At 75.3% G+C, this 26,068-nt stretch carries 25 protein-coding genes; 4 read left to right on the top strand and 21 right to left on the bottom strand.

What is annotated here, in order from left to right; genetic code table 11:
* Window positions 1-80 precede the first annotated feature (80 nt).
* The 3 genes from PH189_RS23695 to PH189_RS23685 are packed head-to-tail and all read right to left on the bottom strand — an operon-like array spanning window position 81 to window position 2,318.
* Complete coding sequence (locus PH189_RS23695) at window positions 81-566, bottom strand: MSMEG_0572/Sll0783 family nitrogen starvation response protein (protein ID WP_274191297.1); 486 nt, start codon at window positions 564-566, stop codon at window positions 81-83.
* A 45-nt stretch (window positions 567-611) separates the two neighbouring features.
* Window positions 612-887 carry a hypothetical protein gene (locus PH189_RS23690; RefSeq protein ID WP_274191296.1) on the bottom strand — a complete coding sequence of 92 codons (276 nt, stop codon included), beginning with the start codon at window positions 885-887 and terminating at the stop codon, window positions 612-614.
* Window positions 888-2,318 carry an FAD-dependent oxidoreductase gene (locus PH189_RS23685; protein ID WP_274191295.1) on the bottom strand — a complete coding sequence of 477 codons (1,431 nt, stop codon included), beginning with the start codon at window positions 2,316-2,318 and terminating at the stop codon, window positions 888-890.
* Window positions 2,319-2,357: 39 nt separating this feature from the next.
* Between PH189_RS23685 and PH189_RS23680 the strand changes: the two genes are divergently transcribed.
* A complete protein-coding gene (locus tag PH189_RS23680; protein ID WP_274191294.1) occupies window positions 2,358-3,032 on the top strand; it encodes a helix-turn-helix domain-containing protein in 675 nt (224 codons plus the stop codon).
* Here the strand turns inward: PH189_RS23680 and PH189_RS23675 are convergent.
* From PH189_RS23675 to PH189_RS23645, 7 genes are read right to left on the bottom strand one after another with little or no spacing between them, the layout of a single operon-like run.
* On the bottom strand, window positions 2,948-3,775 hold the full coding sequence (locus PH189_RS23675) for an oxamate carbamoyltransferase subunit AllH family protein (protein WP_274191293.1): 828 nt from the start codon (window positions 3,773-3,775) through the stop codon (window positions 2,948-2,950). The two genes, PH189_RS23680 and PH189_RS23675, sit on opposite strands and share 85 nt — an antisense overlap.
* A 4-nt stretch (window positions 3,776-3,779) precedes the next feature.
* The gene (locus PH189_RS23670) at window positions 3,780-5,213 is read right to left on the bottom strand and encodes an oxamate carbamoyltransferase subunit AllG family protein (protein ID WP_274191292.1); all 1,434 of its coding nucleotides are present in this window, start codon (window positions 5,211-5,213) and stop codon (window positions 3,780-3,782) included.
* Window positions 5,210-6,745 carry an argininosuccinate lyase gene (locus tag PH189_RS23665; RefSeq protein ID WP_274191291.1) on the bottom strand — a complete coding sequence of 512 codons (1,536 nt, stop codon included), beginning with the start codon at window positions 6,743-6,745 and terminating at the stop codon, window positions 5,210-5,212. Before PH189_RS23665 ends, PH189_RS23670 begins: the two co-directional genes overlap by 4 nt.
* Window positions 6,742-7,758: a 1-aminocyclopropane-1-carboxylate deaminase/D-cysteine desulfhydrase gene (locus PH189_RS23660; RefSeq protein ID WP_274191290.1), complete on the bottom strand. Its 1,017-nt coding sequence runs from the start codon at window positions 7,756-7,758 to the stop codon at window positions 6,742-6,744. Before PH189_RS23660 ends, PH189_RS23665 begins: the two co-directional genes overlap by 4 nt.
* A complete protein-coding gene (locus PH189_RS23655) occupies window positions 7,755-9,104 on the bottom strand; it encodes a class-II fumarase/aspartase family protein (RefSeq protein ID WP_274191289.1) in 1,350 nt (449 codons plus the stop codon). The genes PH189_RS23660 and PH189_RS23655 overlap by 4 nt, the downstream gene beginning before the upstream one ends.
* Complete coding sequence (locus tag PH189_RS23650; protein ID WP_274191288.1) at window positions 9,089-10,027, bottom strand: DUF7714 family protein; 939 nt, start codon at window positions 10,025-10,027, stop codon at window positions 9,089-9,091. Before PH189_RS23650 ends, PH189_RS23655 begins: the two co-directional genes overlap by 16 nt.
* The gene (locus PH189_RS23645; RefSeq protein WP_274191287.1) at window positions 10,024-10,806 is read right to left on the bottom strand and encodes a phosphosulfolactate synthase; all 783 of its coding nucleotides are present in this window, start codon (window positions 10,804-10,806) and stop codon (window positions 10,024-10,026) included. Before PH189_RS23645 ends, PH189_RS23650 begins: the two co-directional genes overlap by 4 nt.
* Before the next feature lie 66 nt (window positions 10,807-10,872).
* Between PH189_RS23645 and PH189_RS23640 the strand changes: the two genes are divergently transcribed.
* Complete coding sequence (locus PH189_RS23640; protein ID WP_274191286.1) at window positions 10,873-11,862, top strand: AIR synthase related protein; 990 nt, start codon at window positions 10,873-10,875, stop codon at window positions 11,860-11,862.
* Between the two features lie 5 nt (window positions 11,863-11,867).
* Here the strand turns inward: PH189_RS23640 and PH189_RS23635 are convergent, their stop codons facing one another.
* Entirely contained in the window at window positions 11,868-12,320 is a 453-nt protein-coding gene (locus PH189_RS23635; protein WP_274191285.1) for a hypothetical protein, read from the bottom strand.
* A gap of 76 nt (window positions 12,321-12,396) precedes the next feature.
* Here PH189_RS23635 and PH189_RS23630 point away from each other — a divergent pair, with 76 nt between their 5' ends.
* Window positions 12,397-12,792 (top strand): OsmC family protein, encoded by a 396-nt coding sequence (locus PH189_RS23630; RefSeq protein ID WP_274191284.1) that lies wholly within the window; start codon window positions 12,397-12,399, stop codon window positions 12,790-12,792.
* Between the two features lie 4 nt (window positions 12,793-12,796).
* On the opposite strand, the gene larC is transcribed toward PH189_RS23630, so the two are convergent.
* From larC to larE, 3 genes are read right to left on the bottom strand one after another with little or no spacing between them, the layout of a single operon-like run.
* Window positions 12,797-14,032, bottom strand: a complete 1,236-nt coding sequence (gene larC / locus PH189_RS23625) for a nickel pincer cofactor biosynthesis protein LarC (RefSeq protein ID WP_274191283.1) — start codon at window positions 14,030-14,032, stop codon at window positions 12,797-12,799.
* Window positions 14,025-14,681, bottom strand: coding sequence for a nickel pincer cofactor biosynthesis protein LarB (larB, locus tag PH189_RS23620; protein WP_274191282.1), 657 nt, complete (start codon window positions 14,679-14,681; stop codon window positions 14,025-14,027). Before larB ends, larC begins: the two co-directional genes overlap by 8 nt.
* A complete protein-coding gene (larE, locus tag PH189_RS23615; RefSeq protein WP_274191281.1) occupies window positions 14,678-15,496 on the bottom strand; it encodes an ATP-dependent sacrificial sulfur transferase LarE in 819 nt (272 codons plus the stop codon). Before larE ends, larB begins: the two co-directional genes overlap by 4 nt.
* Window positions 15,497-15,541: 45 nt before the next feature.
* Here larE and PH189_RS23610 point away from each other — a divergent pair, with 45 nt between their 5' ends.
* Window positions 15,542-17,107: a long-chain-fatty-acid--CoA ligase gene (locus PH189_RS23610; protein ID WP_274191280.1), complete on the top strand. Its 1,566-nt coding sequence runs from the start codon at window positions 15,542-15,544 to the stop codon at window positions 17,105-17,107.
* Window positions 17,108-17,128: 21 nt separating this feature from the next.
* Here PH189_RS23610 and PH189_RS23605 read toward each other — a convergent pair whose 3' ends face one another.
* From PH189_RS23605 to hutU, 7 genes are all read right to left on the bottom strand, one after another.
* Window positions 17,129-18,121 carry an LLM class flavin-dependent oxidoreductase gene (locus tag PH189_RS23605; protein WP_274191279.1) on the bottom strand — a complete coding sequence of 331 codons (993 nt, stop codon included), beginning with the start codon at window positions 18,119-18,121 and terminating at the stop codon, window positions 17,129-17,131.
* Window positions 18,122-18,135: 14 nt separating this feature from the next.
* Window positions 18,136-19,002 (bottom strand): MBL fold metallo-hydrolase, encoded by an 867-nt coding sequence (locus PH189_RS23600; RefSeq protein WP_274191278.1) that lies wholly within the window; start codon window positions 19,000-19,002, stop codon window positions 18,136-18,138.
* Between the two features lie 102 nt (window positions 19,003-19,104).
* Window positions 19,105-20,682 carry an aromatic amino acid ammonia-lyase gene (locus tag PH189_RS23595; RefSeq protein WP_274191339.1) on the bottom strand — a complete coding sequence of 526 codons (1,578 nt, stop codon included), beginning with the start codon at window positions 20,680-20,682 and terminating at the stop codon, window positions 19,105-19,107.
* Window positions 20,683-20,720: 38 nt separating this feature from the next.
* Window positions 20,721-21,902: an imidazolonepropionase gene (gene hutI / locus PH189_RS23590; protein ID WP_274191277.1), complete on the bottom strand. Its 1,182-nt coding sequence runs from the start codon at window positions 21,900-21,902 to the stop codon at window positions 20,721-20,723.
* Window positions 21,899-23,200, bottom strand: coding sequence for a formimidoylglutamate deiminase (locus PH189_RS23585; protein WP_274191276.1), 1,302 nt, complete (start codon window positions 23,198-23,200; stop codon window positions 21,899-21,901). The genes hutI and PH189_RS23585 overlap by 4 nt, the downstream gene beginning before the upstream one ends.
* Window positions 23,191-24,375, bottom strand: coding sequence for an allantoate amidohydrolase (locus tag PH189_RS23580; protein ID WP_274191275.1), 1,185 nt, complete (start codon window positions 24,373-24,375; stop codon window positions 23,191-23,193). The genes PH189_RS23585 and PH189_RS23580 overlap by 10 nt, the downstream gene beginning before the upstream one ends.
* Window positions 24,372-26,021, bottom strand: coding sequence for a urocanate hydratase (gene hutU / locus PH189_RS23575; RefSeq protein WP_274191274.1), 1,650 nt, complete (start codon window positions 26,019-26,021; stop codon window positions 24,372-24,374). The genes PH189_RS23580 and hutU overlap by 4 nt, the downstream gene beginning before the upstream one ends.
* Window positions 26,022-26,068 lie beyond the last annotated feature (47 nt).

The following is a 26,068-nucleotide window of genomic DNA, read 5'->3' as shown; positions in this document are numbered from 1 at the left end:
GCGAGGACCCTCCTCTGCGCTGCGCGCGAATGCGTGCTCGTCCGTGCTCCCGCACGGACGAGCACGCAGGGGACCGAAGGTCAGACCGTCCAGGTCTGCATCACGAGCGCACCTTCGCGCCGTGCCGTGAGCTGGGCGTCGAGGACGTCGAGCGGGTTGATCGGCTTGACGCCCTCCATCATGTCGACCTCCCGCATGCCGTAGAGCATCGCGGCGGAGAACCGACACGCGTAGACCTTGCCACCCTCGTTCATGAAGGTCTGCAGCTGCTTGTTGTAGCCGAGCGCCCCGGGGAAGGCCTCGTCGCCGACCGTCGGGAAGCCGCGGGAGGCCGAGGCCATCAGCGACCCCGGGCCGAAGAGCACGATGCTGGTGTCGAAGCCCTTCCGGCGCACGCGGGTCGCGGTCAGCATGTTGACCAGCCCGACCGAGCCCTCGAAGGGCACGGTGTGCATGAAGATGTACGCCTTCTCCCCCGTCTCGGCCTGGATGTCGTCGAAGACCTTGTCCTCGTAATCGACGATCGCGTCGCCCTTGCTGACCCGCTCACCAACGACCTGGACCACGGTCACACCCCATTCTCTGTGTCGCTCGACTCGTGCTGCACGTGCTCAGACCGCCGGGTCCCGCCGTTCGGGGGGCGGTGACCAGGTCCGGCGATGGCTGCCGGGCATCGCGCGCATGACGCGGTGACGCAGCGGCCAGGGCAGTGCCCGGTAGGTCGGCGCGAAGACGCGCCGCCAGAACAGTTCGACGGCCCCGTGCGGTCGCCGGGGCGGGCGGGTGCCCGAGTAACGCCGGGCGAGCCGCTCGTGGGCGTCGATCATCAGGTAGTGCTCGGAGTTCTCCCGCAGCCAGCGGGAGAAGGAGTTCCGCGTGCGCGGCATCTAGAGCTTCCCCGCCTTCCGCAGCTCCTCGAGCCCGTTGGTCGCCGCGACGACGATCGGCTCGTTGAGCGCGCCGATCGCCGGCGAGTAGACGTTCTCCATGGCGGAGAGGTCGTGGAACGTGAACCCGTGCTTCACCGCCATCGCGAGGAAGTCGGCCCGCTCCTTGATCCCTTCGCCGCCGACGATCTGCGCGCCGATGAGGCGCAGCGACCCGGGCTCGGCGAGCAGCTTGACCTTCACGGGCTTGACGCCCGGGTAGTAGCGGGCCCGGGAGATGCCCTGGGCCTGGCCGACGACGTACGGGATGCCGAGCGCCGTCGCCGTGGTCTCGCCGAACGACGCGCCGCCGATGATCCACTTACCCGCGGGCGTGCCCCATGGGACGTACACCGCCTTGTACCGCCGGTCGCCGCCGCCCGCGTTCTGGCCCGCCGTCTTGCCCTGGGCGTACGCGTGGCTGCCGGTGAGGCCCTGCAGCGGGACGCGGGTGAGCCCGTGCGGGATCTCGGTGCAGTCGCCGGCCGCGAAGACCCCGTCGACCGACGTCGCCATCCGCTCGTCGACGACGACGCCGCCGGTCGAGCCGATCTCCAGGCCCGCCGCCGCGGCGAGCCGCGCGTTGGGCACCTTGTGCGTCGCGACGACGACCAGGTCGCAGGGGATCTCGCCGTCCGAGGTGGCCACGGAGCTGACCCGGCCCTGGCCGACGAACCCCTTGAGCGTGGTGTTGAAGTGCGTGATGACGCCCAGCTCGCGCCAGGACTCCTCGACCGGCGCCATGATGTCGGGGTCGGCCATCTCCGCGAGCGGCCACGGGTGCGGGTCGACGAGGTGCGTCTCGATCCCGCGGTGCGCCAGCGACGTCGTCATCTCGACGCCGAGGGGCGTGGCCTCGATGACCACGGCCGTCTTCACGGAGTCGAGGACCTCGTCCCACTCCATGGCCCGGCGGATGTTCTTGACGTAGTAGAGGCCGCCGAGGTCCTTGCCCGGCACGCCCGGGTCGGCGTAGTCGAACCCGGTGGCGAAGATCAGCGTGTCGTAGGAGACCGCGCCCTCGCCCTCGACGTGGACCTTCCGGGCGGCGGTGTCGACCTTCGTCACCGTGGTCTCGTAGTGCACGTCGATGCCGACGCTGACGTACTGCTCCTTGGTCGCCAGGAACAGCTTGTCGAAGTCCGAGATCTCCTTGCCGTGCACGTAGGGGATCCCGCACGGGCTGTAGGCGACATCCTCGTACTCGGTGTAGACGACCACCTCGGCGTCCGGGGAGGCGGCCTTGACCCCGCCGGCGGCGCCCAGCCCGGCGGCCCCACCCCCGATGATCACGGTCTTGTGCGGCACACGGAACCCCTCGTCGGACTCGTACGATGCGTCGGCGCGGGCGGACGGGCTCGCTCCGGGATGGCCACCATAGGTGATGGTCATTTACGATACTAAGCGCGCCATCCGTGTCAAGGAGGCCCCATGGCCCGATCAGCGGCCGCCGCGACGGACCGCGGCGAGCCACCCGTCGAGCCCGCTGCCGAGCCCGCTGGCGTGCCCGGGGCAGGCCCTGACCCGGGCTCCGACGCCGCCGCCCCCGGGTGGGCCGCTGTCGTGGACGCGATCGGTCCCAAGGTCCGTGACCTGCGACAACAGGCCGGGCTCTCGCTGCAGCAGCTGGCGCGGCGCGCGGACGTCTCGGCCGCGTCGGTGCACAAGGTCGAGCGCGGCGACATGGTCCCGACGATCACGACGCTCCTGAAGCTGGCGGCGGCGCTCGAGCACCCGATCGGCCACTTCGTCGACGACCGCATCCCCGAGCCGGTCGCCAGCCATGTCCCGGCCGACGCGCGTCCCGACCTGCCGGCGCCGCCGTCGGTCCACCGCGCGGGCATCACCGGTCCCGCCGCCCGCTTCCGTCTGCAGGGCACGGTCACCGAGGTCGACGAGGGCGCCTCGGGTGCCGACGAGGGCCCGCGCAGCGGCGAGGTCCTCGTGCACGTCCTCGACGGTGAGCTCAGCTTCGAGCTGGCCGGCGAGCGCCACGTCGTGGCCGCCGGCGACACGTTGCACTACCCGGGCGACCGGCCGGCGCTCTGGCGCAACAGCGGCGCCGGGCCCGCGCGGGCCATCTGGCTCGCGGTCCGCGGGAGCTGAGATACCGCCAGCGCCAGCCCGGCGGCCAGCTGCGCGCCGGAGCTCGCGCCGACGGCGACGAGCGAGCGCCGTGCCGCGGCGAGCTCCCTGGGCGGGCCCGGGGCCACAGCGGCCACCGCGGCCAGCCAGTCGTGCACCGGCGCGATGCACTGCCCCCGCGCGGCCCACGCCAGGAACGCCCGGGCGATCTCCGTGGTCGCCACGCCCGCGGCGAGCGCGTCGAGGCGCGGCCCGGCGGCCGGCCCCCCGAACAATCGGGCGACGACGAGGACGCCGGCGAGCAGGTCGTCGCCCGACGGGGTCAGGCCGGGGCCCCGACCGCCCACCCGCGCGGCGAGCTCCTCGAGCCGCCCGGCCCGCACGAGGTCGGCGATCTCGGGCTCGACATCGGCCCCGAGCTCCCCGACCGGGGCGCCCGGGTCCAGCGCGCCCGGATCCAGCTTGTCCGGATCCAGCTTGTCCGGATCCGGCAGCGCGCCCCGCCACACCGGGCCGTCGACGCGCAGCGCCCAGTGCCCGCCCGCGAGCCGGGTGCCGTCGCCCGACACCGGCTGCCCCGCGCGCAGCGGGGGCAGGACCTCGCACCGCACGTGCAGCGGCCCCGGGGCGAGGGAGGCGTCGACGAGCGCCACGATGTGCCCGTCCAGCCGCAGGTACGCTGCCCGCCGGTAGACGGCGACGACCGTCCCGCGGCACGACTGGGCGAGCACCGCGTGGGCGCCCTCCCCCAGGTCCACGGTCACACGGCTAATCCTCCTCGCCGGCCAGGTCGAGCAGCGCCTCGACGAAGCAGTCCAGGGGCGCCGTGGCGACCCCGGCGCCGACCTGCCCGACCCCCGAGTGCGCCGCGAGGATGCCGGTGGTGACCTTGGGGGTGATCCCGAGCTCGACCACCGCGCGCACGTCCACCCCCACCGGTGTCCCGCTGAACCCGAGCGCGGGCAGCGTGAACCGGCTGCTGGCGCCGACGCAGATGCGGCGGAAGAGCTCGGTGGCCCGGGCGGCGTCGGCCATCGAGCCGCCGAGGAACGCGGCGACCGCCGGCGAGTTCCCCGCCGCCGGCCCGCCGAGCCCGACGAGCTCGAGCACGGCGCTGTCGCCGATGTCCGGCGCCGCGTCGTCCGGGCCGTAGCCCGAGTAGTACAGGGCCTCGCCGACCGGCGGGGAATCCGTGACGTACCAGCGGTCGGAGCCGGCGAGGCGGATCCCGAAGGTGGTGCCGTTGCGCGACATCGTCGTGACGATGCTCGAGCCCTCCACCTGGCCTGCCCACTCCGTGAGCGCGCGGGCCGCGCCCATCGCGAGGGTGAGGAAGAACAGGTGGTTGCCGCCGAGGAAGTCGGCGAATCCCTGGCGGGAGTCCTCGGGCAGCGCGGCGATGTGCGGCAGCCAGGTGCGGACCAGCAGGTTCGTCGCGGCCTGGGTGCGCATGTGCAGGTCGTCGCCCATCGCGATGCCCTGGGCCGCCGACGCCAGGATGTCGAGCGACCCGGTGCGCGCCAGGATCGCGGCGACGGCGGGGCCGGCGACGTCGCGCAGCAGGCGCAGCCGGGCGATCGCGGCGTCGGTGTCGCGGCCGAACCAGGGGACCTCGCCGGGTCCCTGGTTGATCGGCGCGAACGTGCGGACGATCCCGTCGCCGGTCGACATCTCGATCACGAGCACCGGCGCGGTCGGCCCGATCGCGCTGGCCATCGGGACGACGGTGTCGTGGAGGTTCGCCGGCTCGAGGCGCACCGCCCCCGAGGCGAGCAGGCCGTCGGCCTCGGCGGTGTCGGCGGCCCAGCCCTCGGCCACCGTCGCGGCGCGCATCGAGCGGCGCAGCGGGTCGGCGACCTGCTCCCACCCGATCGCCGGGCCGCAGTGCAGGAGGACCCGGCCGGCGGCATCGGAGACGCCCGGGACCACCTCACCGGCCGGGGCGACCCCGACGAGGAAGGGCACGCCGGTGTCGAGGCGGCGCAGGACCTCGGCGTTGGCGGCGTCGATCTCCGCGCCGCGGCCGGCGTAGAGCCGGGTCAGCGCCTGGACCGCGTCCGGCCGCCCGCCGGCCGGCGGGCGCCAGTCCACGTGCTCCACCGGACGCCCCTGGGCGCGCACCGCGTCGGCGAACATCGGCAGCCCGACGTTGACCACCGCGACCTCGTCGGGCAGGACGATCGGGGGGAGGGTGGTGCTCATCGTGCTCCTCCTGAGCGGTGCGGGCCTGAGGGGTGCGGGCCTGAGCCCTGCCGGGCTGCGGCGAGGAGCGCGTCCTCGGCGGTGTCGTAGCCGGCGAGCCGGTCGGCGGCGGACGCCGCGAGACCGGTGAGTCGGGTGCGCAGGCTCGTCGTCATGCGGGCCAGCGCGTCCGGCGACGCCCCGCCCCGGGCATCGCGCGAGAGCACGATCTGCCACGGGTCCAGCACGGCGGACAGGTCGCGACCGGCGACCCCGAGCGGCGTGCCGCGGTGCTCCACGGCCGCCTCGTCGATCATCTCGCCGGTGATGGCGACGCCGCGCACACCGGCGCGGCTCGCCGCCCGCACCGTGCGTCCGACGATCAGGTACGCGGTCCGGTAGTCGACGTCGCAGGACTGCACGAGGTACTCGGCGAGGTCGGTGGCCTGGGTGTAGCCGCCGCGGACCTCCTCGGCGAGACGGTCCTTGTTCACCCGCAGCGTGCGCACCACGCCGGCCGAGAGGCGGGCGATGCGGACGGCCAGGTCGAGCGCGCGAGGCACCTCGCCATAGGCGTAGATCAGGTTGTCGCTGCGGGCCGAGGGGCTCTTGGTCACCGCGAGGAACCCGGCGAGCCGCCCGATGAGCACGCCGGACGCGCCCCGGATGATCGACAGGGCGTAGGGGTTGCGCTTCTGCGGCATGAGGACGCTGGCGCGGGTGTAGCCGTCGTCGAGGTCGACGTAGTCGAACTCGCTCGACGACCAGATCTCGAGGTCCTCGGCGAGCTTGCAGAACGTCGTCAGCAGGCTCGACGACGTCGCGAGCACGGCGATCAGCCCGTCGACCTGCCACATCGCGTCGCGCGTGTGCTCGATGACGTCGGAGAAGCCCAGCGTGCTCGCGATGAACTCGCGGTCGGTGAGCAGCCGGGTGCCGTTGACGCAGCCCGCGCCGCCAGGGCTCGCGTCGACCCAGTCGAGCTCGCCGAGCAGCCGCTCGGCGTCGCGCACCGCGGAGTAGACGAACGAGAGGACGTAGTGCCCGAACGTCGAGGGCTGCGCGTGCTGCAGGTACGTCTGGTCCGGCATCACCGTCTCGGCGTGCTCCTCGGCGCGGTCGACGGCGGCGAGTCCGAAGCGCGCGGTGTCGCTGATCAGCTCGACGATCTGGCGCCGGATGTGCAGGCGCAGCGCGATCCGCACGGCCTCGCGGCGGGGGCGCCCGGCGTGCAGCCAGCCCGCGGCGTCGCCGATCCGGGAGACGAAGTAGGCCTCGCGCGAGTTGTAGGGCTCGCCCAGCTCCGGGTCGTACGGGAAGTCCTCGGGCGGCGTCGCGTCGGCCTCGAGGAGCAGCGCCAGGACCGCCTGCCGGGCGTCGTCCGGCACGAGGCCCCGGCGCGCGAGGTCGAGCACGTGGCCCATGTCGGCCAGGTTCAGCCCGCGGTGCAGGAACGGGGCGTCGGCGTTCTCCAGCGCGAAGCCGGAGTCGACGAGCTCGGGTGCCGCGGCCGTCCGCGGGGGGCCCGACTCGCGGACGCTACGAGCGGTCATGGTGCTCCTGTCGTGGCGGGGACGGGCTCGCCGAGGTGGGTCAGGGCGGACGCGACGCCGCCGGTGTGCCAGAGGACGACGGGCCCGGGCCGCCCCTCGTGAACGAGCCCGGCCCGCAGGCGCGCGAGGGCGACGGCGAACGCCTTGGCGCCGTAGGTGTCGTCGAGCAGCAGTCCCTCGGTGCACAGCGCCGTCGCCGCGGCGGCCCGGTCGGCGGCCGACGCGCGCCCGAAGCCGGGTCCCCGGTGGTCGACCACCTCGAGACGGTCCTCCCGCGGCGGCGCGGTGCCCAGGGCCGCGGCGCAGGCGCGCGCGAGGTCCAGCACCGTAGGGGTGATCTCCTCCGGCGGCCGGCTCACCGACACCGCGAGCACCATCGTGTCGGCGCCGGCCGCGGCGAGGCCGACGAGCAGGCCCGCGGTGCTGCCGCCGGAGCCCAGCGGGAGCACCACGGACGCGGGGAACGCCCCGTCGAGGCGCACGCACTGGTCAAGCAGCTCGGCGGCGGCCCGCGCGAAGCCCGCGGCGCCGACGGGGGTCGAGCCGCCGCGGGGCACCGCCAACGGCCGGCGTCCCGCGGCCCGGAGCTCGGCGGCCCGCTCGGAGACGACGACGTCGACGCGCTCCCGCCGGTCGTCGCCCAGCGGCACGAGCCGCGCGCCGGCCGCCTCCGCCAGCGCCAGATTCGGGGTGGGGCCCAGGGACGCGCCGCCCCACACCACCAGCTCGCACGCGATGCCCGCGACCCGCGCCGCCATCGCCGCCGCCGCGACGAAGTTCGAGTCCGGGCCGCCGCCGGTGACCAGAACGTCCACGCCGTGGGCCTGCGCATCGCCCAGCAGGTACTCGAGGGGGCGCGTCTTGTTGCCGGCGATCCCGAAGCCGGCGAGGTCGTCCCGCTTGATCCGCAGCGGCCCGCACCCGAGCTCCGCGCGCAGCCGCGGCGCGTCCACCAGCGGGGTCGGCAGCGTGCCGAGCAGCAGGCGGGGCGGGAGCCGGGGCAGCCAGGTCACACGCCCTCCCCCGCCCGGGCCTCGCGGGCCCGCGCCACCACCTCGTCGACCATCCGGCCCGCGGTGGCGACCGGGGCGCGCGCCATCCACCCGCGCACCTCGTCGGCCGACGCGACCCCGCGCGCCACGACCCCGTCGACGACGTCACCGCCGCCGGCGAGCACGCCCTGGAGCAGGTCCTGGGCGGCGTGCTTGCCGAGGCGCCCGGACAGCCCCGCGAGCACGCGCTCCGAGGTGAGCCGGTCGCCGAAGCGCTCGAGGTTCGCGGCCATCGCCTCGTCGTGGACCTCGAGACCCGCGAGCAGGGTGCGCGCGAGCCCGAGCGCGGTCCCGGCCAGCAGGCAGACCTCGGGCAGGGCGACCCACTCGGCCTTCCACCCGCGGCCGTCGCGCTCGTGGCTGACGACGGTGCCCTCGAGCAGCACCCCGGCCGACGACCGGGCGAGGCGGGCGAGGGTGTCGAGGTGCTCGCCGACCTCGGGGTTGCGCTTGTGCGGCATCGTGATGCTGCCGACGGCCGTCGCGGTGGTCGGCTCGGCGAGCTCGCCGATCTCGGGGCGGGCGAGCTCGTAGACCTCGGTCCCGATGCGCGCGAGCGTCCCGCACACCAGCGCCAGGACGTGCCCGAACTCGGCGACGCGGTCGCGGCTGGTCAGCCAGGACGCGCCCGGATCGCCCAGACCGAGCTCGGCGCAGAAGTCCCGGCGCAGCGCGAGCGGGTCGAGCTCGGCCTCGTGGAACGCGAGCGCGCCCACCGCGCCGGCGAGCTGGCCCACCGCCCACCGCGGACGGCCCTCGCGCAGACGGTCGAGGTGGCGGCGCAGCTCGTCGGCCCAGGACGCGGCCTTGAAGCCGAAGGTGATCGGGGCGCCGGGCTGGCCGTGGGTGCGCCCGACCATCACCGTGTCGCGGTGGCGCTCGGCGAGGTCCAGCACCGTCGCCTCGAGGGCCAGCAGGTCGCGCCGGACGATCGCCCCGACGTCGCGCATCAGCAGGCCGAACCACGTGTCGCTGACGTCCTGCACGGTGGCGCCGACGTAGACGTGCTCGCGCGCGGACTCCGGGAGCACCCGCTGCAGCTCCCGGATGAGGCCGAGCGTGGAGTGCGACGTCGACCGGGTTCCCGCCGTGACCCGGTCCAGGTCGAGCGCCTCCGCGCGGGCCCCCGCGGCGATCTGCTCGGCGGCCTCGGACGGGACGAGGCCGTGGCGCGCCTGCACGCGGGCGAGCGCGACGAGGACGTCGAGCCAGGCCTGCCAGCGGGCGGTCTCCCCGAGCAGCTCCTCGAGCTCCGGAGTGGACCAGAGGTGCGCGTAGACCGGCGAGTCGGTCAGGCGGGTGACCACGGCGCCGCCCCCTGGGTCTCGGCGAGCTCGGCGAGCCGGCCCAGCGCCTCCCGCACGTGCTCCAGAGAGGCCCCCCAGGGCACCGAGACCCAGGTCGTCGGCCCGTCCGGACCGTCGGCGACCCCCTCGTCGAGCTCCTCCTGCTGCAGGCAGCACTTGGTCAGCAGGGCACCGGGGCCGGCGGCGGACGGGTCCACCTTCGGGCAGAAGTCGACCTGCGGTGCGTCGCGGCCGTAGAACCACCGGTGAATCTGGCGGGAGCGCTCGCAGCCGACGAGGGTCCAGTCGGCGGGCTCGGGTCGTTCGTCGAGGTAGGACACCGTGGCGCCGGGGATCTCGCTCCCCCCGCCGCGGCACGGGAGCAGGTAGTGCTCGGCGGGGAGCCGGTGGGCGAGGTCGGCCAGGTCGACGACCTCGCTCTCGAGGCGCAGCGGCCGCAGGGTCTCGGTGACGTCGACGATCCGGCGGGCCTGGTCGGCGAGCTTGGCCGGGTGGGGCGGCACCACCTCGCGCACCACCACCCGCAGCGGGTCGGGGTCGACCACGAAGTTGACGTGCTCGTAGCGGCCCTGCACCACGACCGCGCGCGCGCCGGGGACCTCCGCCGCCACCGCGACCAGTGCGGACGGGATCGCCGTGTCGACGTCCGGGCGGTGCACGAACACGCACTCGTCGGGGCCCGCGAGCAGCTCGACCGCCGTGATCGGGCTGAAGAGCGCGTCGCCGGGGTCCCGCGCGACGGCGAGCAGCGCGACGCGGTCGTCGGTGTCGTCGTGCGGGCGGACCACGAGGAACCGCGTCTTCCAGTAGGCCTCGCGCCCGAGGTGGTGCTCGCGCAGGGACGCCTCGTCGAGCGGCCCGTCGTACCGCGCGACGGCGACGCCGCGGTAGCGCCCGGGGATGCGGTTGGGCGTGCCCGTCACCGCACGGGCTCCATGGTGACGGGCAGGGACACCTCGGCGGTGTCCGAGCGCAGGCCCAGCCGCAGCGTCTCGACCGAGAGGATCTCGTCGAGCGCGACGTTGCCCAGGTTCACCCCGGGCCCGAAGCGCCGGACGAACCACGCCTGCTGCGCGGTGCGGGGGGCCTCGAAGACGATGCGGTCGAGGCCCACGGCGTCGACGATCTCGTCCACCACGTCCTCGCGGACCGTCCCCTCGCCGTCGTAGATCCCGACGGTGCCGCTCTGGCGCCCCTCGGCGACCACGAGCGCGGCGCCGGCGTCCCGGTCCTGCCCCGCCTCGTCGCCCCACTGCGCGAGGGTGTGCTGCTGGGCCGGGTCCTTGGCCCCGACCTCGGTGACCACGACGAACCGGTCGGCGGCGCGCCGGACCAGCTCGTGCTTGGCGTCGAGCGCCATCGGCACGGTGCCCCGCGACACCTCGACGTGGGTGAACCCGGCCTCGTCCGCCCACGCGAGGCACGCCTCCGCCGCCCCCTGGGCCCAGGCGATCTCGAGCAGCGTGCCTCCGAGACACGACGCGACGGCGTGGTCGGCGAGCACGGCGAGCTTGTCCGCGATCCGGTCGTCGAGGTACGCGGTGCCCCATCCGGTCTTCCAGATGTCGACGTACGGGGCCGTGCCGGCGAGCAGATCGGCCGCGACGGCGGGCGTCACGCCCGTGTCGAGGACGTGGGTGAGCCCGGACGAGCGGGGCTTGGGCGGCCGGGACAGCAATGTCAGGAAGCTCGCGGGGCCCATGGCCGTCGATGGTAGATCAGATAGTAGATGTACGCCTACGATGCGAGACGATCGAGGAGGTGCGGTGTGGGAACGACCGTGACGAGCGAGCTGGACGAGATCGTCCGGGTCGTGGCCGAGCACCCCGGGCTGCTCGCGAAGACCGAGATCGGGCTGGTCGGCGAGGTCCTCGGAGACACCGACTGGACCAGCGGACCGGGTGACGACGGGGCCGTCGTGCGCACCTCGAGGGGCTCGGTGGTCGCCTGCGGCGAGGCGCTGTGGCCCCCGTTCGTCGCCCACGACCCCCGGGCCGCGGGCTTCGCGGCCGTGCTGACCAACGTCAACGACGTGGTGGCGATGGGCGCCGAGCCTCTCGGGATCGTCAACACGGTCGCGGCCTCGGAGGAGACCGCCCGGGCTGCCCTCGAGGGGATGCGCCACGCCTCCCGGCTCTTCCGGGTCCCGATCGTCGGCGGCCACCTCACCCGCCACGACGGCGAGCCCTCGATCTCCGCCTTCGGGCTCGGCGAGGTGGGCGGGGTGGGCGGGGCCGAGGGGACACTGTCGATGACGCGGGTGGAGCTCGGGCAGAGCCTTGTCGTCGCGGCGGCCACCGACGGCGCGATGCGTCCCGACTTCCCCTTCTTCCCGGCGTTCGAGCAGCGCGGAGAACGGTGCGCGGACGACGTCCGCCTGCTGCCGGCGCTCGCCCGCAGCGGGGCCGCCGTCGCGGCGAAGGACATCAGCATGGCCGGGCTGGTCGGCTCGCTCGCGATGCTCCTGGAGTGGGGGACGTTCGGGGTGGAGATCGACCTCGACGTCCTGCCGGCGCCGCGGGGCGTGGACACCGCGGCGTGGCTCACGTGCTTCCCGAGCTTCGGCTTCCTGCTCTGCGTCCCGCCCGGATGCGAGGACGACGCCCTCGGCCCGTTCCACGCGCGCGGCCTCGAGGCCGCGGTCGTCGGGCGCATCGACGACACCGGGCGGATCGACCTGCGCCGAGGCGGGTCCGTGGCGACCGCCTACGACCTCACGCGGCGCGCGGTGACCCGGCTCCCCCGGACCGGCCGGTGAGCGGCTCAGAGCTCGCCGGCGAGCAGGTCGGACGCCGCGAGGTCGCGCCGGACGGCGTCGACGCCGGTGCAGGGCGCGGGGACGTGATCCGGCGCGAGGTGGGGGCCGCGCAGGGCGACGTCGGCGGCGACGGAGAACAGCCGCAGCACGCGCTCCGGGTGGCGCCACCGGTGGCCGGCCGCGAAGTCGATCCACGCCTCCGGCGGGACCACGTCGCTCTCGGAGTAGTCCAGCTCGCCCCAGGTGACGGCGAGCTCGAGCAGCTCGATCACCTCGTCGGGGTCGTCCTCGACCCGCAGCAGCCGGTCGTGGTGGATGCGGGTGCGCCGGTCCGGTCGGCATCGTTCGACGCCCGGCGCCCAGGCTCCTGCGGCAGGGGGTTCCGTGGCCGGCCCGGTGGACGGCGGCCGGCCCACCAGCGGCACGACCACCGGGTGCGCCACGCTGTCGATGCTCATGGGCCGATCCCCCACTCCGTCGAAGGAAACGTGATGGCCGCCACCTTCCTCACCGGTGTTGCAGCGGTGTTGCACCGTGGCTGAGCGCACCGTCTCGGCCGTCTGGGAGGAGGGCCTGCGCTGCTCGGTGGACGCCGGCGGCTTCCCCCTCACGGTCGACGAGCCCACCTCCGTCGCCGGCGGCACCGGCCGGGGACCCCAGCCCACGGAGCTCCTCCTGGCCTCGGTCTCCTCGTGCTTCACGCTGGCCGTCGCCCACAGCGCCGCCAAGCGCGACATCGACCTGCGCGGCCTGTGCGTCGACGCGACCGGCACGTACGACGGCCCGAGGTTCGTCGCGATCCGGATCACCGTGCACGCGGACGCGCCGCAGGGCGAGGAGCTCACCCGGTTGATCACCGCGGCGGAGCGGGTCTGCTACGTCACCAACACCCTGCGGCTCGCCCCCGAGATCGAGATCCGGAGCGCCTGAGCGCTCAGGCCCGTCCCCGGTACGCCGCCAGCGCCGCCTCCAGGACTGCCCGGACCGGCCACCCGAGGACCGCCGCGGCGGCCTCGGCCTCGGCCAGCTCGGGGGTCGCGAGAGGGAGGGGCGCCCCGGGGTCCCCGGGTTCGTCGGGGTCCTCCGCGACCTTCACCGTGACCACCCGGGTCGCGCCCGCCGGGCCGACCTCGACCGGCACCGACCGGCGCCGCGCGGTCGCCCGCTCCCAGCGCGACCAGCGGACGCCGAAGGTGCTCGTGTGCCGGAACACCGCCTGGACGACGGCCTCCCGGGCCGCCTCGGGGCACAGCACCGAGAGCACCTGACCGGGCCGTCCGTGCCGGCCGACCACGGGCGTCGTCCAGCAGTCCCAGGCGCCCGCCGCCCGCACGGCGGCGAGCACCGAGGGCCACAGCCGCGGGTCGAGGTCGTCGACCGTGGCCTCGACGACCACGACCTCGTCGCGTCCCCGCTGCCCGGCGTCGGCGGCGGCCCGCCCCAGCACGACGCGGGTGATGTTGGGCCGGTCGGCGGGATCGCGGCGCCCGCCGCCGACGCCGACGGCCGTGACCCGCATGTCGGGCAGCGCCCCGGGGGTGGCGAGGGCGGCGACCAGCGCCGCGCCGGTCGGGGTGGTGCGCTCGCCCTCCAGCTCGCCGCCCGCCAGCTCGAGCCCGGCGTCCGCGGCGAGACGCAGCACCGCGGGGCCGGGCACCGGCAGCGGGCCGTGGGCGCTGCGGACCGTCCCGTGTCCCACCGCGAGCGGCGAGCACCACGTCGCGGCACCGTCGTCGAGCAGGCCGAGCGCGTCGCAGGCAGCAGCGACACCGACGACGTCCGCGAGGGCGTCGAAGGCTCCGACCTCGTGGAAGTGCACCTCGCCGGGCTCGAGTCCGTGGACCGCACCCTCCGCCCCGGCCAGCAGCCTGAAGACCTCCCCGGCCAGCCGTCGCGCGGGCGGGCGCAGGCGGGCGGTGTCGAGGAGCTCCAGGACGTCGGCGAGGCGCCGTTCACGGTCCGGGACCGCCGGGCTGCCGACGACGACCCGGGCGCACGCGAACCCGCCGCGGCGCTCCCGGAGCACGTCGACCGACAGACCCGGGACGCCCAGCGAGGCGACGGCGTCGCGGACCGCGTCGAGATCGGCGCCCGCGTCGAGCAGGGCGCCCAGGAGCATGTCGCCGGCGACGCCCGACGACGCGTCCACGAAGGCGACGGAATCAACCACGGTGCACGATCTTCACCACGTGGGCCGCTGCGCCGAAGCCGTTGTCGATGTTGACGACGACGACCCCGGGGCTGCAGGCGGCGAGCATCGTCGCGAGCGCGGCCCGGCCGCCGGCCGCGACGCCGTAGCCCATGCTCGTCGGCACCCCGATCACCGGGGCCGGGACCAGGCCCGCGACCACGCCGGGCAGCGCCCCGTCCATCCCGGCGACGGCGATCACGACGTCGGCGCGGCCGATGTCCTCGATCCGCGACAGCAGGCGGTGCAGGCCGGCGACGCCCACGTCGGCCACGAGGCGGGCGCCCACGCCGAGGGCGGCGAGGGTCGCCGTGGCCTCGCGCGCGACGGGCACGTCGGTGGTGCCCGCGGTGAGAACGACGACGTCGCCGACCGGGGGCGGGAGGGCCCCGACGGTCACGGTGCGGCCGACCCGGTCGACGGTGACGTCGTCGAAGGCGTCCGGGGCGCGGTCGAGCACCTCGTCGGGGCACCGCGTCGCCAGCGCCGGGCCGTCGGGGTCGAGGCGGCGGAGCTCGGCGAGGAGCGCGAGCGTGCGCTCGGGCGTCTTGCCCTGCGCGAACACCACCTCGGGGACACCGGTGCGGGCCCGGCGCCCGCCGTCGGGGAGCGCGTCGTGGGGCTCGCTCACGCCGGCGTGATCTCCAGGTTCAGCGATCCCGACCGGAACGGATGCGGGTCGATCTCGACCTCGCGGTAGCCCGCCGCGCGTACGGCGGCCTCGACGGCGGCCCGCTCCCCCGGCTCGTCGACGCGACCCAGCTCGTCGCCGGCGATCTGCACGCGGCCGAGGTCGCCGTGGTGACGCACCCGCAGGACCGCGTAGCCCCGCTCGTGCAGCGCGGCCTCCGCCCGGTCGATCTGTGCGAGGACGGGCGCGGAGACCGTCGTGCCGTACGGGATCCGCGACGCGAGGCAGGGCGACGCCGGCTTGGCAGCGCTGGGGAGGCCCAGGAGCTCGGCCAGCGCCCGGATGCGCGCCTTCCCCAGCCCGGCCTCGACCAGCGGGTGGCGGACGCCGTGCTCGGCCGCCGCGGTCAGCCCCGGCCGCCAGTCGCCCAGGTCGTCGGCGTTCGCACCGGAGAGCACGACCCGGTCGCCGGCGATCGTCGTCAGCCGGTCGTAGAGGTCGGTCTTGCAGTGGTAGCAGCGGTCCCGGCCGTTGCGCCGGTAGCCCTCCCGCTCGAGCTCGGTGCTGGTGACGACGCGGTGCGCCACGCCGATCGCGGCCGCGACGGCCGACGCCGCCTCGATCTCCCCGGTCGCCAGCGCGGGCGACACGGCCGTCACGGCGAGCGCCCGCTCCCCCAGCACCCGGCCCGCGACGGCAGCGACCACCGACGAGTCGACCCCGCCCGAGAACGCGACGACCGCACCGGGGAGGCCGGCCAGCAGCGGCTCCAGCGCCGCGAGGTCGTCCGCGGGAGACGGCGCGGGGAAAGCCATGCCCGCAGCATGGACGCTGCCGTGGCCGCCGTTCAAGATTCGTGCATGACGACGGGGTCCATCACCGGCCGGGGCATGACCCTCAGCGACATCCTGGCCCGCTGGGCGCGCGTGACGCCGGAGGCGGAGTTCGTCGTCGACGCCACCACCGGCGAGCGCCGGACGTACGCCCGCTCGCACGACCGGATCACCCGGCTGGCCACCACGCTGGCCGGCGAGGGCGTCGAGCCCGGCGACCGCGTCGCGGTGCTGGGTCTCAACGGCGTCGACCTGCTCGAGTCCTACATCGCCGTCCTGCGCACGGGCGCGATCTGCGTGCCGGTCAACTTCCGGCTCGCGGCGCAGGAGGTCGCCTACGCGCTGGTCGACTCCGGCGCGGTGGTCGCCGTGGCCGACACGGCGACCGCGGACCTGATGGCCGCGGCCCGGGACGGAGCGCCCGCCGTCCGCCGGACGATCACCATCGGCGGCGACCTCGAGGACGTCCTCGCCGCCGCCGACCCGACCTACCGCGAGCTCGCCGTCCCGGACGACGCCACCGCGTTCATCATGTACACCTCCGGCACGACCGGGGCGCCCAAGGGCGCGATGCTCACCCATCGCAACCTCTACCTGCACGCGTTCTCGTCGACCATGCACCTGGGCGGGCCCGGCGGGCCGAGCGTCTGGCTCTCCGGGACGCCGCTGTTCCACATCGCGGGCGTCGCGGGCTTCCTCCCGTCACTGTTCGCGGGCGGGACCACCGTCATCCCGCCGTCGGGCGGGTTCGACCCCGAGGAGGCGCTCACGGTCCTGGAGCGGGAGCGGGTCACGTCGTGCTTCTTCGTGCCCGCGCAGTGGGCGGCGATCTGCGAGCGGGTGGGCGCGCGGGAGCGGGACCTCTCGGCGCTGCGCAAATGCGGGTGGGGCGCGGCCCCGGCCTCGACCGGCCTGCTGCGCACATTGAGCGCGAGCTTCCCGGACGCCGAGATCGTGAGCTCGTTCGGCCAGACCGAGTGCAGCCCCGTCACCACCACCCTGCGCGGGCAGGACGCGGTGCGGAAGATCGGCTCGGTCGGGACACCGATGATCAACGTCGAGGTCCGGGTGGTGGACGACGACATGAACGACGTCGCCCCGGGCGAGGTCGGCGAGATCGTGTACCGCGGGCCCCTGGTGATGAGCGGCTACTGGAACAAGCCCGCCGAGACCGCCGAGGCGTTCCGGGGCGGGTGGTTCCACTCGGGCGACCTGGTCCGGCAGGACCCGGAGGGCTACTACTACGTCGTCGACCGCAAGAAGGACATGATCATCTCGGGTGGCGAGAACATCTACTGCGCCGAGGTCGAGAACGTCCTGGCCGCGCATCCCCAGGTCGCCGACGTCGCCCTCATCGGCGTCGCCGACGAGAGGTGGGGCGAGACCCCGCTCGCGGTGGTCGTCCCCGCCGACCCCGCCGACCCTCCGACGCTCGCCGCGCTCGAGGAGCACTGCCTCGCCCACCTCGCCCGGTACAAGCGCCCGCGCCGCCTCGCGGTGGTCGACGCCCTGCCCCGCAACGCCACGGGCAAGGTGCAGAAGACCGTGCTGCGGGAGAGGGCCGACGCGCTCTCCGAGACCGCCGGACGCTGACGTCACTCCCGAGAGACGTGCTCAGGACGAGGTGGCGGCCTCCAGGAACCGCTCCAGCTCGCGGCGGGTGTCGGAGCCGCAGGGCTGGAACACCACCTCGGTGACGCCCTGCTCGCCGAGCTGGTCGAGACGGCGCTTGACCTCGTCGCCGGTCCCGGTGATCGTCGCGTCGCGCAGCATCGCGTGGCCGCCCGCGGCCCACGCCGCCTCGTCCGCCTTGTTGAGCTCCACGCAGTGGCCGGAGTGGACCGCGAGGTGCCGCTCGCCCTCGGGGGCGGACTCGACGACGTCCATCCACGCGTCGCCGCCGGGGAGCCCGCGCACGGCGTCGGGACCGCCGAACTCGTAGGCGCCGTGGTACGCCAGAGCCCACCCCGGGCCGGCGGCCTCCCGGGCGTGCGCGGAGTCCGCGCCCTCCGACTCGTCGAGCACCGTGCCCCACAACAGATAGGGCACCCACGAGTACTCGCCGAGGAAGTCGGGCACCTGCAGCGTCGCGTAGAGGCCGTCGCCGAGCTCGCGTGCGACCGCGTGGCCCTTCGGCCCGAGCGCGCCGACGAGGATCGGGACCTCCACCGGCCGCGCGGGGGCGTGGCCGTCCGGGTGCAGCATCTGCATCCGGGTGCCCTCCCACTCGACGACCTCGCCGCGCAGCAGGTCGCGGTAGGCGCGGATGTAGGCGTCCATGAACTTCCAGGTGATCGCCCCGTAGCCCATCGCGCGGCGCCCGGTGAAGCCGGTGCCGAACGCGACCGCGACGCGGCCGGGCGCGAGGTCGACGAGCGTGGCCGTGGCCGCGGCGTTGACCATCGGGTGGCGCAGGCTCGGGATGAGGACGCCCGGCCCGATGCCGATCCGCTCGGTGCGCTCCGCGGCCAGCGCGAGCGTCATCCAGACGTCGGGGCTCTGCTGGGGCGTGTCGTAGACCCAGGCGCGGGCGTAGCCGAGGGACTCGGCGAGGGCGATGTCGTCGGGCGAGCTCAGGGCGGTCGGGAAGGCGCAGGACACGTCCATGGGTCCTCCAGGCATCAGGTCGTCGGACGGAGCGAGGTGTCCCACCCGGCGACGTGCACCTCGGCCACCTCGTTCGGGCCGACCGTCCAGCTGGGGTGCCGCTCGAACACCAGCGTGTCGTGGCCCGGGACGATCCGGTCGAGCTCGCCGCCCAGGTATCGATGAATCTCGCCGTAGGTCATCAGCATGGAGTAGGTGTTGCCGTTCGTGTAGCCGCTCGGCCACATCTCCTCGACGTTCGAGTACCACATGACCGCGTCACCGGCGACGACGTAGCGCCCGCCGGAGGTGTCCACGGAGATCCACTGGGTGCCGAAGGTGTGGCCGTCCTTCGAGAGATGGCCGCGGATGCCGGGGGCGAGCTCGTCGTCGTCGCCGACGAACTTCAGGCGGTGGTCGCGCGCCAGCTCACCGAAGACGCGGGCGTCGTCGCGGTCGAACGACGAGGTGATCCAGCTCTCCTCGCCCAGCGGGGTGTAGAGATCCGGGAGCGCCAGCGCCTTCAGCCAGCCCTGGTACTCCTCCCACTGCACGAAGACGTCGGCGTTCTCGAAGGCCCGCACGTTGTTGGCGTGGTCGAAGTGCATGTGGGTCAGGAAGATCTTCTCGATCTGCTCCGGGCTCACCCCGACCTTGCCCAGCACCGTCTCCGGCGGCTCCCAGTCGTAGAACCCGAAGCGGTGGATCCACTTGTCGGCGTGGAACCCGGCGTCCACGAGGTAGTGGTGCACGACGCCGGCGTCGTCCTGTCCGCTGACGAGCACGTAGATCATCGGCGAGGCCGACACGCCCTCCCCGCTGTGGATCGGGACCCCGCCGAAGAACTCCCGCGGCAGGTCGACGTGGGAGAAGCACAGCGGACGGATCGAGTAGTCGGGCACGGGCGGCCTCCATCGACGTGCGGACGCCCCCCGCCGTACGTCGATAGCGGGCGGGGATGCCGTGCGTCGAGACCGGTGTCCGACGGTGCGGGACACGCCCTCTCAGACCAGCGCCCAGGTCGGGTCCAGCAGGAGGTCGACCGCGACGGCGACGTCGTCGGCCAGCGGCCGGTCCTCGGTGCGCGGGTCGAGCACCTCCTCGGCGCGGGCCAGCGCCTCCTCCACCGGGGCGGGCCCGGTACCCGCGGCCGGGACCCCGGCGTTCTGCCGCCGCAGTCGCAGCGCCCGGACGGCGGCGACGAGCTCGCAGGCCAGGACACGGGTGTAGGCGATCGCCACCTCGGTGGTGGCCCGAGCGGCCTGGGTGGAGAAGCTCGCGTGGTCCTCCAGGCCGCGGGACACGACGGCGCTGCCCAAGGTCACCGGCAGGGCGACCTGGCGCAGCGCGGCGAGCGCGTCGTGGCTCATGTATTCGAGGATCATCACCCCCGAGCTGCCGGGCGGCCCGTCGACGAGGAACGCGCGCAGGCCGGTCTGCTCGGGCTCGACGAGGTCGCCGAGACGGGCCGCCGAGAGCTCGGCGACGCCGTGGATGCAGGCGCGGACGTGGTCGAGCGCGCCCGCGACGTAGGCGGTGTGGAAGTGCGCGTGGTGGTACACGTCGTCCTCGGCGACGGCGATCATCGGGTTCTCCGCCCCGGCGTTGATCTCGACGTCGAGCACCCGGTGCAGCGTGTCCAGGGCGTCGATCGCCGGGCCGTTGACCTGAGGAAACGCGCGCAATCCGAACGGGTCCTGGATGCGGCGGCCCTTGGGAGGGGTCCGCTCCATGCCGAGCAGGTGGCGCATCCGCTGGGCGCAGCGGACCTGGCCGGGGTGCGGCCGGGCGCGGTGCACCGGGTCGGCGTAGGCCTCGGGGCTGCCGTCGAGCGCGAGGTAGGACAGGGCCGCGACGACGTGGCTCGAGGCGAGGACGACGTCGAGGGTGCCGGCGGCGAGCGCGGACTCGGCGAGCGTCACCGCGTTGCTGGAGACGAACGCCAGCGCGTCGCCGGCGTCGACGGCGACCGGTTCCGGCACGGGCGGCGCCGTGTCCCACGCCCCCTCCCCCGCGAGCGCCAGCGCGATCTGGGCGAGCGGGGCGAGGTCGCCGGTGCCGATCGCGCCGAGGTGGTGGACGACGGGCCGGGCCCCGGTGCGCACGGCGTCGGCGAGGGCGTGCACGAGCCCCGGCGACACCCCGGAGCGGCCGGTGAGGAGCTGGTTGAGCCGGATGAGCATCGCGGCGCGGACGAGCTCGGGATCGAGCTGGTCGCCCGCGCCGCCGGAGTGACTGCGCAGCAGGCGGAGGCCGTGGCCGGCGGAGCCGGTGAGACCAGCAGAGCCGGCGGAGCCGGTGAGACCAGCAGAGCCGCTGAGACCACCAGAGCCGGCGGAGTCGGCGGGCTCGGCGTCGTCTCCGACGTGCTCGTCGCGGTTGGCCCCGACCCCCGTGGTGCGGCCGTAGACCGCCCGGCGGGTGCTGAGGTCCGCGCCCAGGCGGGCGGCGCGCGCGACGTGGGCGAGGGCGGCCCGGTCGAGGTGGACGTCGGTCGGCCCGAGGGTCCGGGCCACGGCGGCGACGTCGCGGGCCGACAGCGAGGTGCCGTCGAGCCACAGCGGCGGTCGCCCATCGGTCATCGGCGAGTCGGTCTCCGGGCGGACCGGGATGTGGGTGCTCACGCTCGGGCCTCCTCGAGACGGGGTGCGGGACGCACGCGGCGCCCGGTACGCCACACCGCGGCGGTCAGCGGGACGCCGGGGCGCTGGGCGAGGTCGACGACGGTCGGGGCGTCGAGGACGTGCAGGTCGGCGCGGGCACCGACGCGCAGGTGCCCCACGTCGTCGCGGCGCAGCGCCCGGGCGCCGCCGAGGGTCGCGGCGCGCACGGCCTCGTCGACGGACAGGCCGGAGCGCAGCACCGCCAGGGACACGCAGAGCGCCATGGACGTGGTGTAGCAGCTCCCGGGGTTCGCGTTGCTCGCCAGCGCGACCGTCGCACCGGCGTCGGCGAGGCGCCGCGCCGGCGGTGCGGGCTGGCCGGTGACCAGGTCGCAGGCGGGCAGCAGCGTCGCCACCGTCGACGAGCCCGCGAGCGCGTCGACGTCGGCGTCGGTCAGGTGGGTGGCGTGGTCGACCGAGGCGGCACCGGCCTCGACCGCCACCCGCACTCCGGGCCCGGGGCCGAGCTGGTTGCCGTGCACCCGTCCCCCGAGCCCCCGTGCGTCGCCGGCGGCGAGCACCCGAGCCGCGGCGTCGGCGTCGAAGGCGCCCTGCTCGCAGAAGACGTCGATCCAGCGCACGTCGTCGGCGACGGCGTCGAGCATCGGGCCGCAGACGAGCTCGAGGTACTCGTCGGCCGTGGTGTCGGCGGGCGTCAGGTGGGCGCCGAGGAAGGTGACCTCCTCGACCTCCTCCGCCGCGATCCTCGCCGCGCGGGCCTCGTCGGCGACCGAGAGCCCGTAGCCGGTCTTGGTCTCCAGGCACGTGGTGCCCTGGCCGACGGCCTCCGCGACGTGGCGGCGCAGCCGGGCGGCGAGGTCGGCGTCGGACGCGGCGCGGGTGGCCGTCACGGTCGTCCGGATCCCCGCCGCCGTGTAGGGCCGGCCGGCGGCCCGCTGCGCGAACTCCTCGCGCCGGTCGCCCGCGAAGACCAGGTGGGTGTGGCTGTCGACCCAGCCGGGCAGCACCGCGCGGCCATCGACGTCGACCGAGGTGTCGCAGGCGGGGGCGTGTGCTGCGAGCCCCGTCCAGGACACGCGGTCGCCGTCGATCACCAGGGCGAACGGCCCCGGGCCCGTCGGTCCGTCCGGGTCGTGGGTGGTGAGCTCGCCGATCCCGGTGATCAGCTGGGTCGTCATGCCGCCTCCTGCGCGCGGGCGTGCACGGCGCCGATCTCGGCGGCCAGGCGCGCCGCGGGCCGCTCGACGCGCTGGTGGACCCCGTCGCGGACGATCACCTCTCCGCCGACCCGGACCTCGCGGACGTCGGACGCCGACGCGACGAGCAGGACCCCGTCCGGCCGGGCGCCCGCGGTGCGCACCGAGGCGGTGTCGACGGTGACGAGGTCGGCGGGCTCACCGACGGCGACGCCCGCGCCGTCGGTGCCGGCGCGCAGGAGCTCGCCGGGCGTGAACCGTTCCCGCACGCCGTGTCGAAGCCGCTCGTGCATTTCGAGCGCGCGCATCTCCTCGAAGGGGTCGACGACGGCGTGGCTGTCGCTGCCCAGGCACAGCCGCACGCCTTCCTTCGCGAGCGTGCCGGCCGGCCCGATCCCGTCGCCCAGGTCGCGCTCGGTCGTCGGGCAGAAGCACGCCCGGGCGCCGGTGCGGGCGAGGCGGGCGACGTCGTCGTCGGTGAGGTGGGTGGCGTGCACCGCCGTGGTGGCGGGCCCGAGCGCGCCGGCCTCGTCGAGGAGCGCGGTCGGGGTACGGGCGTGGACGGCGAGGCAGGCGGCGTTCTCGTCGGGCTGCTCGGAGAGGTGGACGTGCAACGGCCGGCCGCGGGCCCACGCCGCGACCGTCGGCAGGGCCTCGCGCGGGACCGCGCGCACCGAGTGGATCGCGGCGCCGACGCGCACGCCCACACCGTCCTCCAGGGCGGCGACCAGCGACGCCCGCGCCGCCCAGGCGTCGACGTCGGCGTCGGCGAAGCGGCGCTGGACGCCCTCGGGTGCGCGACCGAACCCCGCAGCGAGGTAGCACGTGTCGAGCAGGGTGAGCCGCAGCCCGGCCGCTGCGGCCGCGTCGACGAGCGCGCGGTCCATCGCGATCGGGTCGGCGTAGGAACGCCCGCCGGGGGCGTGGTGCAGGTAGTGGAACTCGGTGACGGCGGTGTGGCCCGCGAGCGCCATCTCCGCGTAGACCGCGGTCGCCAGCGCCCGATAGCCGTCCGGGTCGAGGGCGGCGGCGGCGCGGTACATGCCCTCGCGCCAGCTCCAGAACGAGCCCGGCCCCCGCGCGGGGTGGCCGCGCAGGGCGCGGTGGAAGGCGTGCGAGTGCCGGTTGACCAGGCCCGGGACGGTGAGACCGGGCAGCACCGTACCGGCCGGGGCCGAGCCGGGCGTGATCGCGGCGATCCGGCCGTCGACGATCTCCAGCGCGACCGCGGGCGCGGGGCCGCCGGACAGCCACGCCTGCTCGCACCAGATCAGCGACACAGCTCCTCCAGGACGTCGGCGAGGGCACGGACACCGGCCGCGACGTCGGCGTCCTCGGCGTGCTCATCGGGGGCGTGGCTGACGCCGGAGGGGTTGCGGACGTGCAGCATCCCGGCCGGCACGTGCGCGGCGAGGACGCCGGCGTCGTGGCCCGCGGCGGTGGCCAGGCGGCCGGCACCCGTGATCGTCGCCAGCGTGTCGGCGAGCCCGGGGTCGAGGGTGACCTCGTCGGACACCGACTCGGCGCGCACCTCGACGGTGCACCCCTCGGCGTCGGCGGCGCTCCGCGCGGCGGCGGTGACGTCGTCGACCAGCGCCTGCGGGAGCGGGCCGCGGGCGTCGAGCCACAGGTCCACGCGGGAGGCGACGACGTTGGTCCCGCCGGGCACCGGATGCAGCCGCCCGACGGTGGCCCGTGCGTCGTCGCCGTGGGCCTCCATCGTGGCGCGGGCGGCGAGCACCGTCGCCGCCGCCGGGACCATCGGGTCGCGACGGTCGGCGCGGCGGGTGGTGCCGGCGTGGTCGGCACGGCCGGTGAACGACAGCCGCCAGCGTCCGTGCGCCACGATGGTCGACCCGACGGCCAACGGCTCGCCGCGGGGCGCGAGGTTCCGGCCCTGCTCGACGTGCAGCTCCACGAATCGGCCGAGGCGGGCGATCCGTCGGGGCTCGGGCCCGAGGTGTTCGGGTCGCAGGCCGCGGCTCGTCAGCGCCTCGGCGAGCGTCACGCCGTCGGGGTCGCGCAGCCCGCGCGCCCGGTCGGGGTCCAGGGAGCCGGTGAGCAGCCGCGAGCCCAGGCACGGCACCCCGAAGCGCCCGCCCTCCTCCTCGGCGAAGACGACCACCGCGAGCGGGCGTCCCGGAACCACGCCGCGGGACCGGAGCGCGTCGACGGCCGCGAGGGCCGAGGCCACCCCGAGCGGGCCGTCGTAGGCGCCGCCGCCCGGCACGGAGTCGAGGTGGCTGCCGGTGGCCACGGCGTCAGGGCCCTCGGGGTCGCCCCACCAGGCCCACAGGTTGAGGTTCGCGTCGGTCTCCACCTGCAGGCCGCGCCGCCCGGCCTGCTCGGTGAACCACTCCCGCAGGGTCGATTCGGCGTCGTCGCCGAGGTGGCGCGACCAGCCGCCCCGGCGGGGGTCGCGGCCGACGTCGTCGAGGTCGGTCAGCAGTGTCATCCCTGCTCCCGCAGTGACTCTCGGAGGGGGATCCGCACCCCGCGCTCGTCGGCGACCTCGAGGGCGCGGGGGTAGCCGGCGTCGGCGTGGCGGATCACGCCGGTGCCGGGGTCGTTGGTGAGCACACGCGCGATCTTGCGCCCGGCGAGCTCGCTGCCGTCGGCGACGCAGACCTGCCCGGCGTGGATCGAGCGCCCGATCCCGACCCCGCCGCCGTGGTGCAGCGACACCCAGCTGGCCCCGGACGCGGTGTTGAGCAGGGCGTTGAGCAGGGGCCAGTCGGCGATCGCGTCCGAGCCGTCGATCATCGCCTCGGTCTCGCGGTGCGGCGAGGCGACGCTGCCGGCGTCGAGGTGGTCGCGCCCGATCACCACCGGGGCCGAGAGCTCGCCGGACGCGACCATCTCGTTGAACCGCTCCCCCGCGCGGTGGCGCTCGCCGTAGCCGAGCCAGCAGATGCGCGCGGGCAGGCCCTGATGGCGCACCTTCTCCCCCGCCAGCCGCATCCAGCGTGCGAGCGGCTCGTCGTCGCCGAAGAGGTCGAGCACCGCGCGGTCGGTGGCGGCAATGTCGGCGGGGTCACCGGAGAGCGCCGCCCACCGGAAAGGCCCGCGGCCCTCGCAGAACTGCGGCCGGATGTAGGCGGGGACGAAGCCGGGGATCTCGAAGGCGCGCTCGACGCCGGCGAGGCGGGCCTCGGCGCGGATCGAGTTGCCGTAGTCGAAGACCTCGGCGCCGTCGTCGAGGAATCCGAGCATGGCCTCGACATGCGCGCCCATCGACTCCCGCGCCCGGTCGGTGAACTCCTCGGGCTTCGCGCGGGCGTACTCGGCCCAGTCGGCGACGTCGACGCCGACCGGGAGGTAGGACAGCGGGTCGTGCGCCGAGGTCTGGTCGGTGACGACGTCGACGGGCGCGCCCCGGCCCCGGATGGCGGGCAGCAGCTCGGCGGCGTTGCCGATGACGCCCACCGAGACGGCTTCGTGGGCACTCCGCGCGGCCTCGACCCGGGCGAGCGCGGCGTCGAGGTCGTCGGCGACCTCGTCGAGGTAGCCGGTCTCCACCCGCCGGCGCGCGCGGGCGGGCTCGGCCTCGACCACCAGCGCCGTCCCGCCGTTCATCGTCACCGCGAGCGGCTGCGCGCCGCCCATGCCGCCGAGCCCGGCGGTGAGCGTCAGCGTGCCCGCGAGCGAGCCGCCCCGGGCGCGGGCGACGGCGGCGAACGTCTCGTAGGTGCCCTGCAGGATCCCCTGGCTGCCGATGTAGATCCACGAGCCTGCGGTCATCTGGCCGTACATGGTCAGGCCGAGGTGCTCGAGCCGGCGGAACTCCGGCCAGGTGGCCCAGTCGCCGACGAGGTTCGCGTTGGCGAGCAGCACCCGCGGCGCCCAGTCGTGGGTGGTGAAGACGCCGACAGGACGCCCCGACTGCACCAGCAGCGTCTCGTCCGGCGCGAGGTCGACGAGGCAGCGCCGGATCGCGGCGAGGCTCGCGTGGTCCCGGGCGGCTTTGCCCGTGCCGCCGTAGACCACCAGGTCCTCGGGCCGCTCGGCCACCTCGGGGTCGAGGTTGTTGTCGAGCATCCGCAGCGCGCCCTCGGCGCCCCACGTGCGTGCCGTCATCGTCCGTCCCCGCGCTGCTGGCATGGGTCCCAGTGCAGCGCGCTCCTGCCGTCGCGGACAGGTGCTCTGGC

The organism is Actinomycetospora chibensis (assembly GCF_028737215.1).
Taxonomy (GTDB): domain Bacteria; phylum Actinomycetota; class Actinomycetes; order Mycobacteriales; family Pseudonocardiaceae; genus Actinomycetospora; species Actinomycetospora chibensis.
The sequence above is the reverse complement of the archived record's forward strand: the minus strand, read 5'-3'. Positions and strand labels throughout refer to the sequence as shown.

Bases quoted from the DNA above. Each gene is read 5' to 3' on its own strand.
- hutI (WP_274191277.1), bottom strand. From the start codon at position 21,902: ATGACGACCCAGCTGATCACCGGGATCGGCGAGCTCACCACCCACGAC.
- PH189_RS23605 (WP_274191279.1), bottom strand. From the start codon at position 18,121: ATGGACGTGTCCTGCGCCTTCCCGACCGCCCTGAGCTCGCCCGACGAC.
- PH189_RS23685 (WP_274191295.1), bottom strand. From the start codon at position 2,318: ATGACCATCACCTATGGTGGCCATCCCGGAGCGAGCCCGTCCGCCCGC.
- PH189_RS23680 (WP_274191294.1), top strand. From the start codon at position 2,358: ATGGCCCGATCAGCGGCCGCCGCGACGGACCGCGGCGAGCCACCCGTC.
- PH189_RS23665 (WP_274191291.1), bottom strand. From the start codon at position 6,745: ATGACCGCTCGTAGCGTCCGCGAGTCGGGCCCCCCGCGGACGGCCGCG.
- PH189_RS23580 (WP_274191275.1), bottom strand. From the start codon at position 24,375: ATGACACTGCTGACCGACCTCGACGACGTCGGCCGCGACCCCCGCCGG.
- PH189_RS23690 (WP_274191296.1), bottom strand. From the start codon at position 887: ATGCCGCGCACGCGGAACTCCTTCTCCCGCTGGCTGCGGGAGAACTCC.
- PH189_RS23645 (WP_274191287.1), bottom strand. From the start codon at position 10,806: ATGGGCCCCGCGAGCTTCCTGACATTGCTGTCCCGGCCGCCCAAGCCC.
- PH189_RS23595 (WP_274191339.1), bottom strand. From the start codon at position 20,682: ATGACCGATGGGCGACCGCCGCTGTGGCTCGACGGCACCTCGCTGTCG.
- PH189_RS23635 (WP_274191285.1), bottom strand. From the start codon at position 12,320: ATGAGCATCGACAGCGTGGCGCACCCGGTGGTCGTGCCGCTGGTGGGC.
- hutU (WP_274191274.1), bottom strand. From the start codon at position 26,021: ATGCCAGCAGCGCGGGGACGGACGATGACGGCACGCACGTGGGGCGCC.
- PH189_RS23670 (WP_274191292.1), bottom strand. From the start codon at position 5,213: ATGAGCACCACCCTCCCCCCGATCGTCCTGCCCGACGAGGTCGCGGTG.
- larE (WP_274191281.1), bottom strand. From the start codon at position 15,496: ATGGCTTTCCCCGCGCCGTCTCCCGCGGACGACCTCGCGGCGCTGGAG.
- PH189_RS23610 (WP_274191280.1), top strand. From the start codon at position 15,542: ATGACGACGGGGTCCATCACCGGCCGGGGCATGACCCTCAGCGACATC.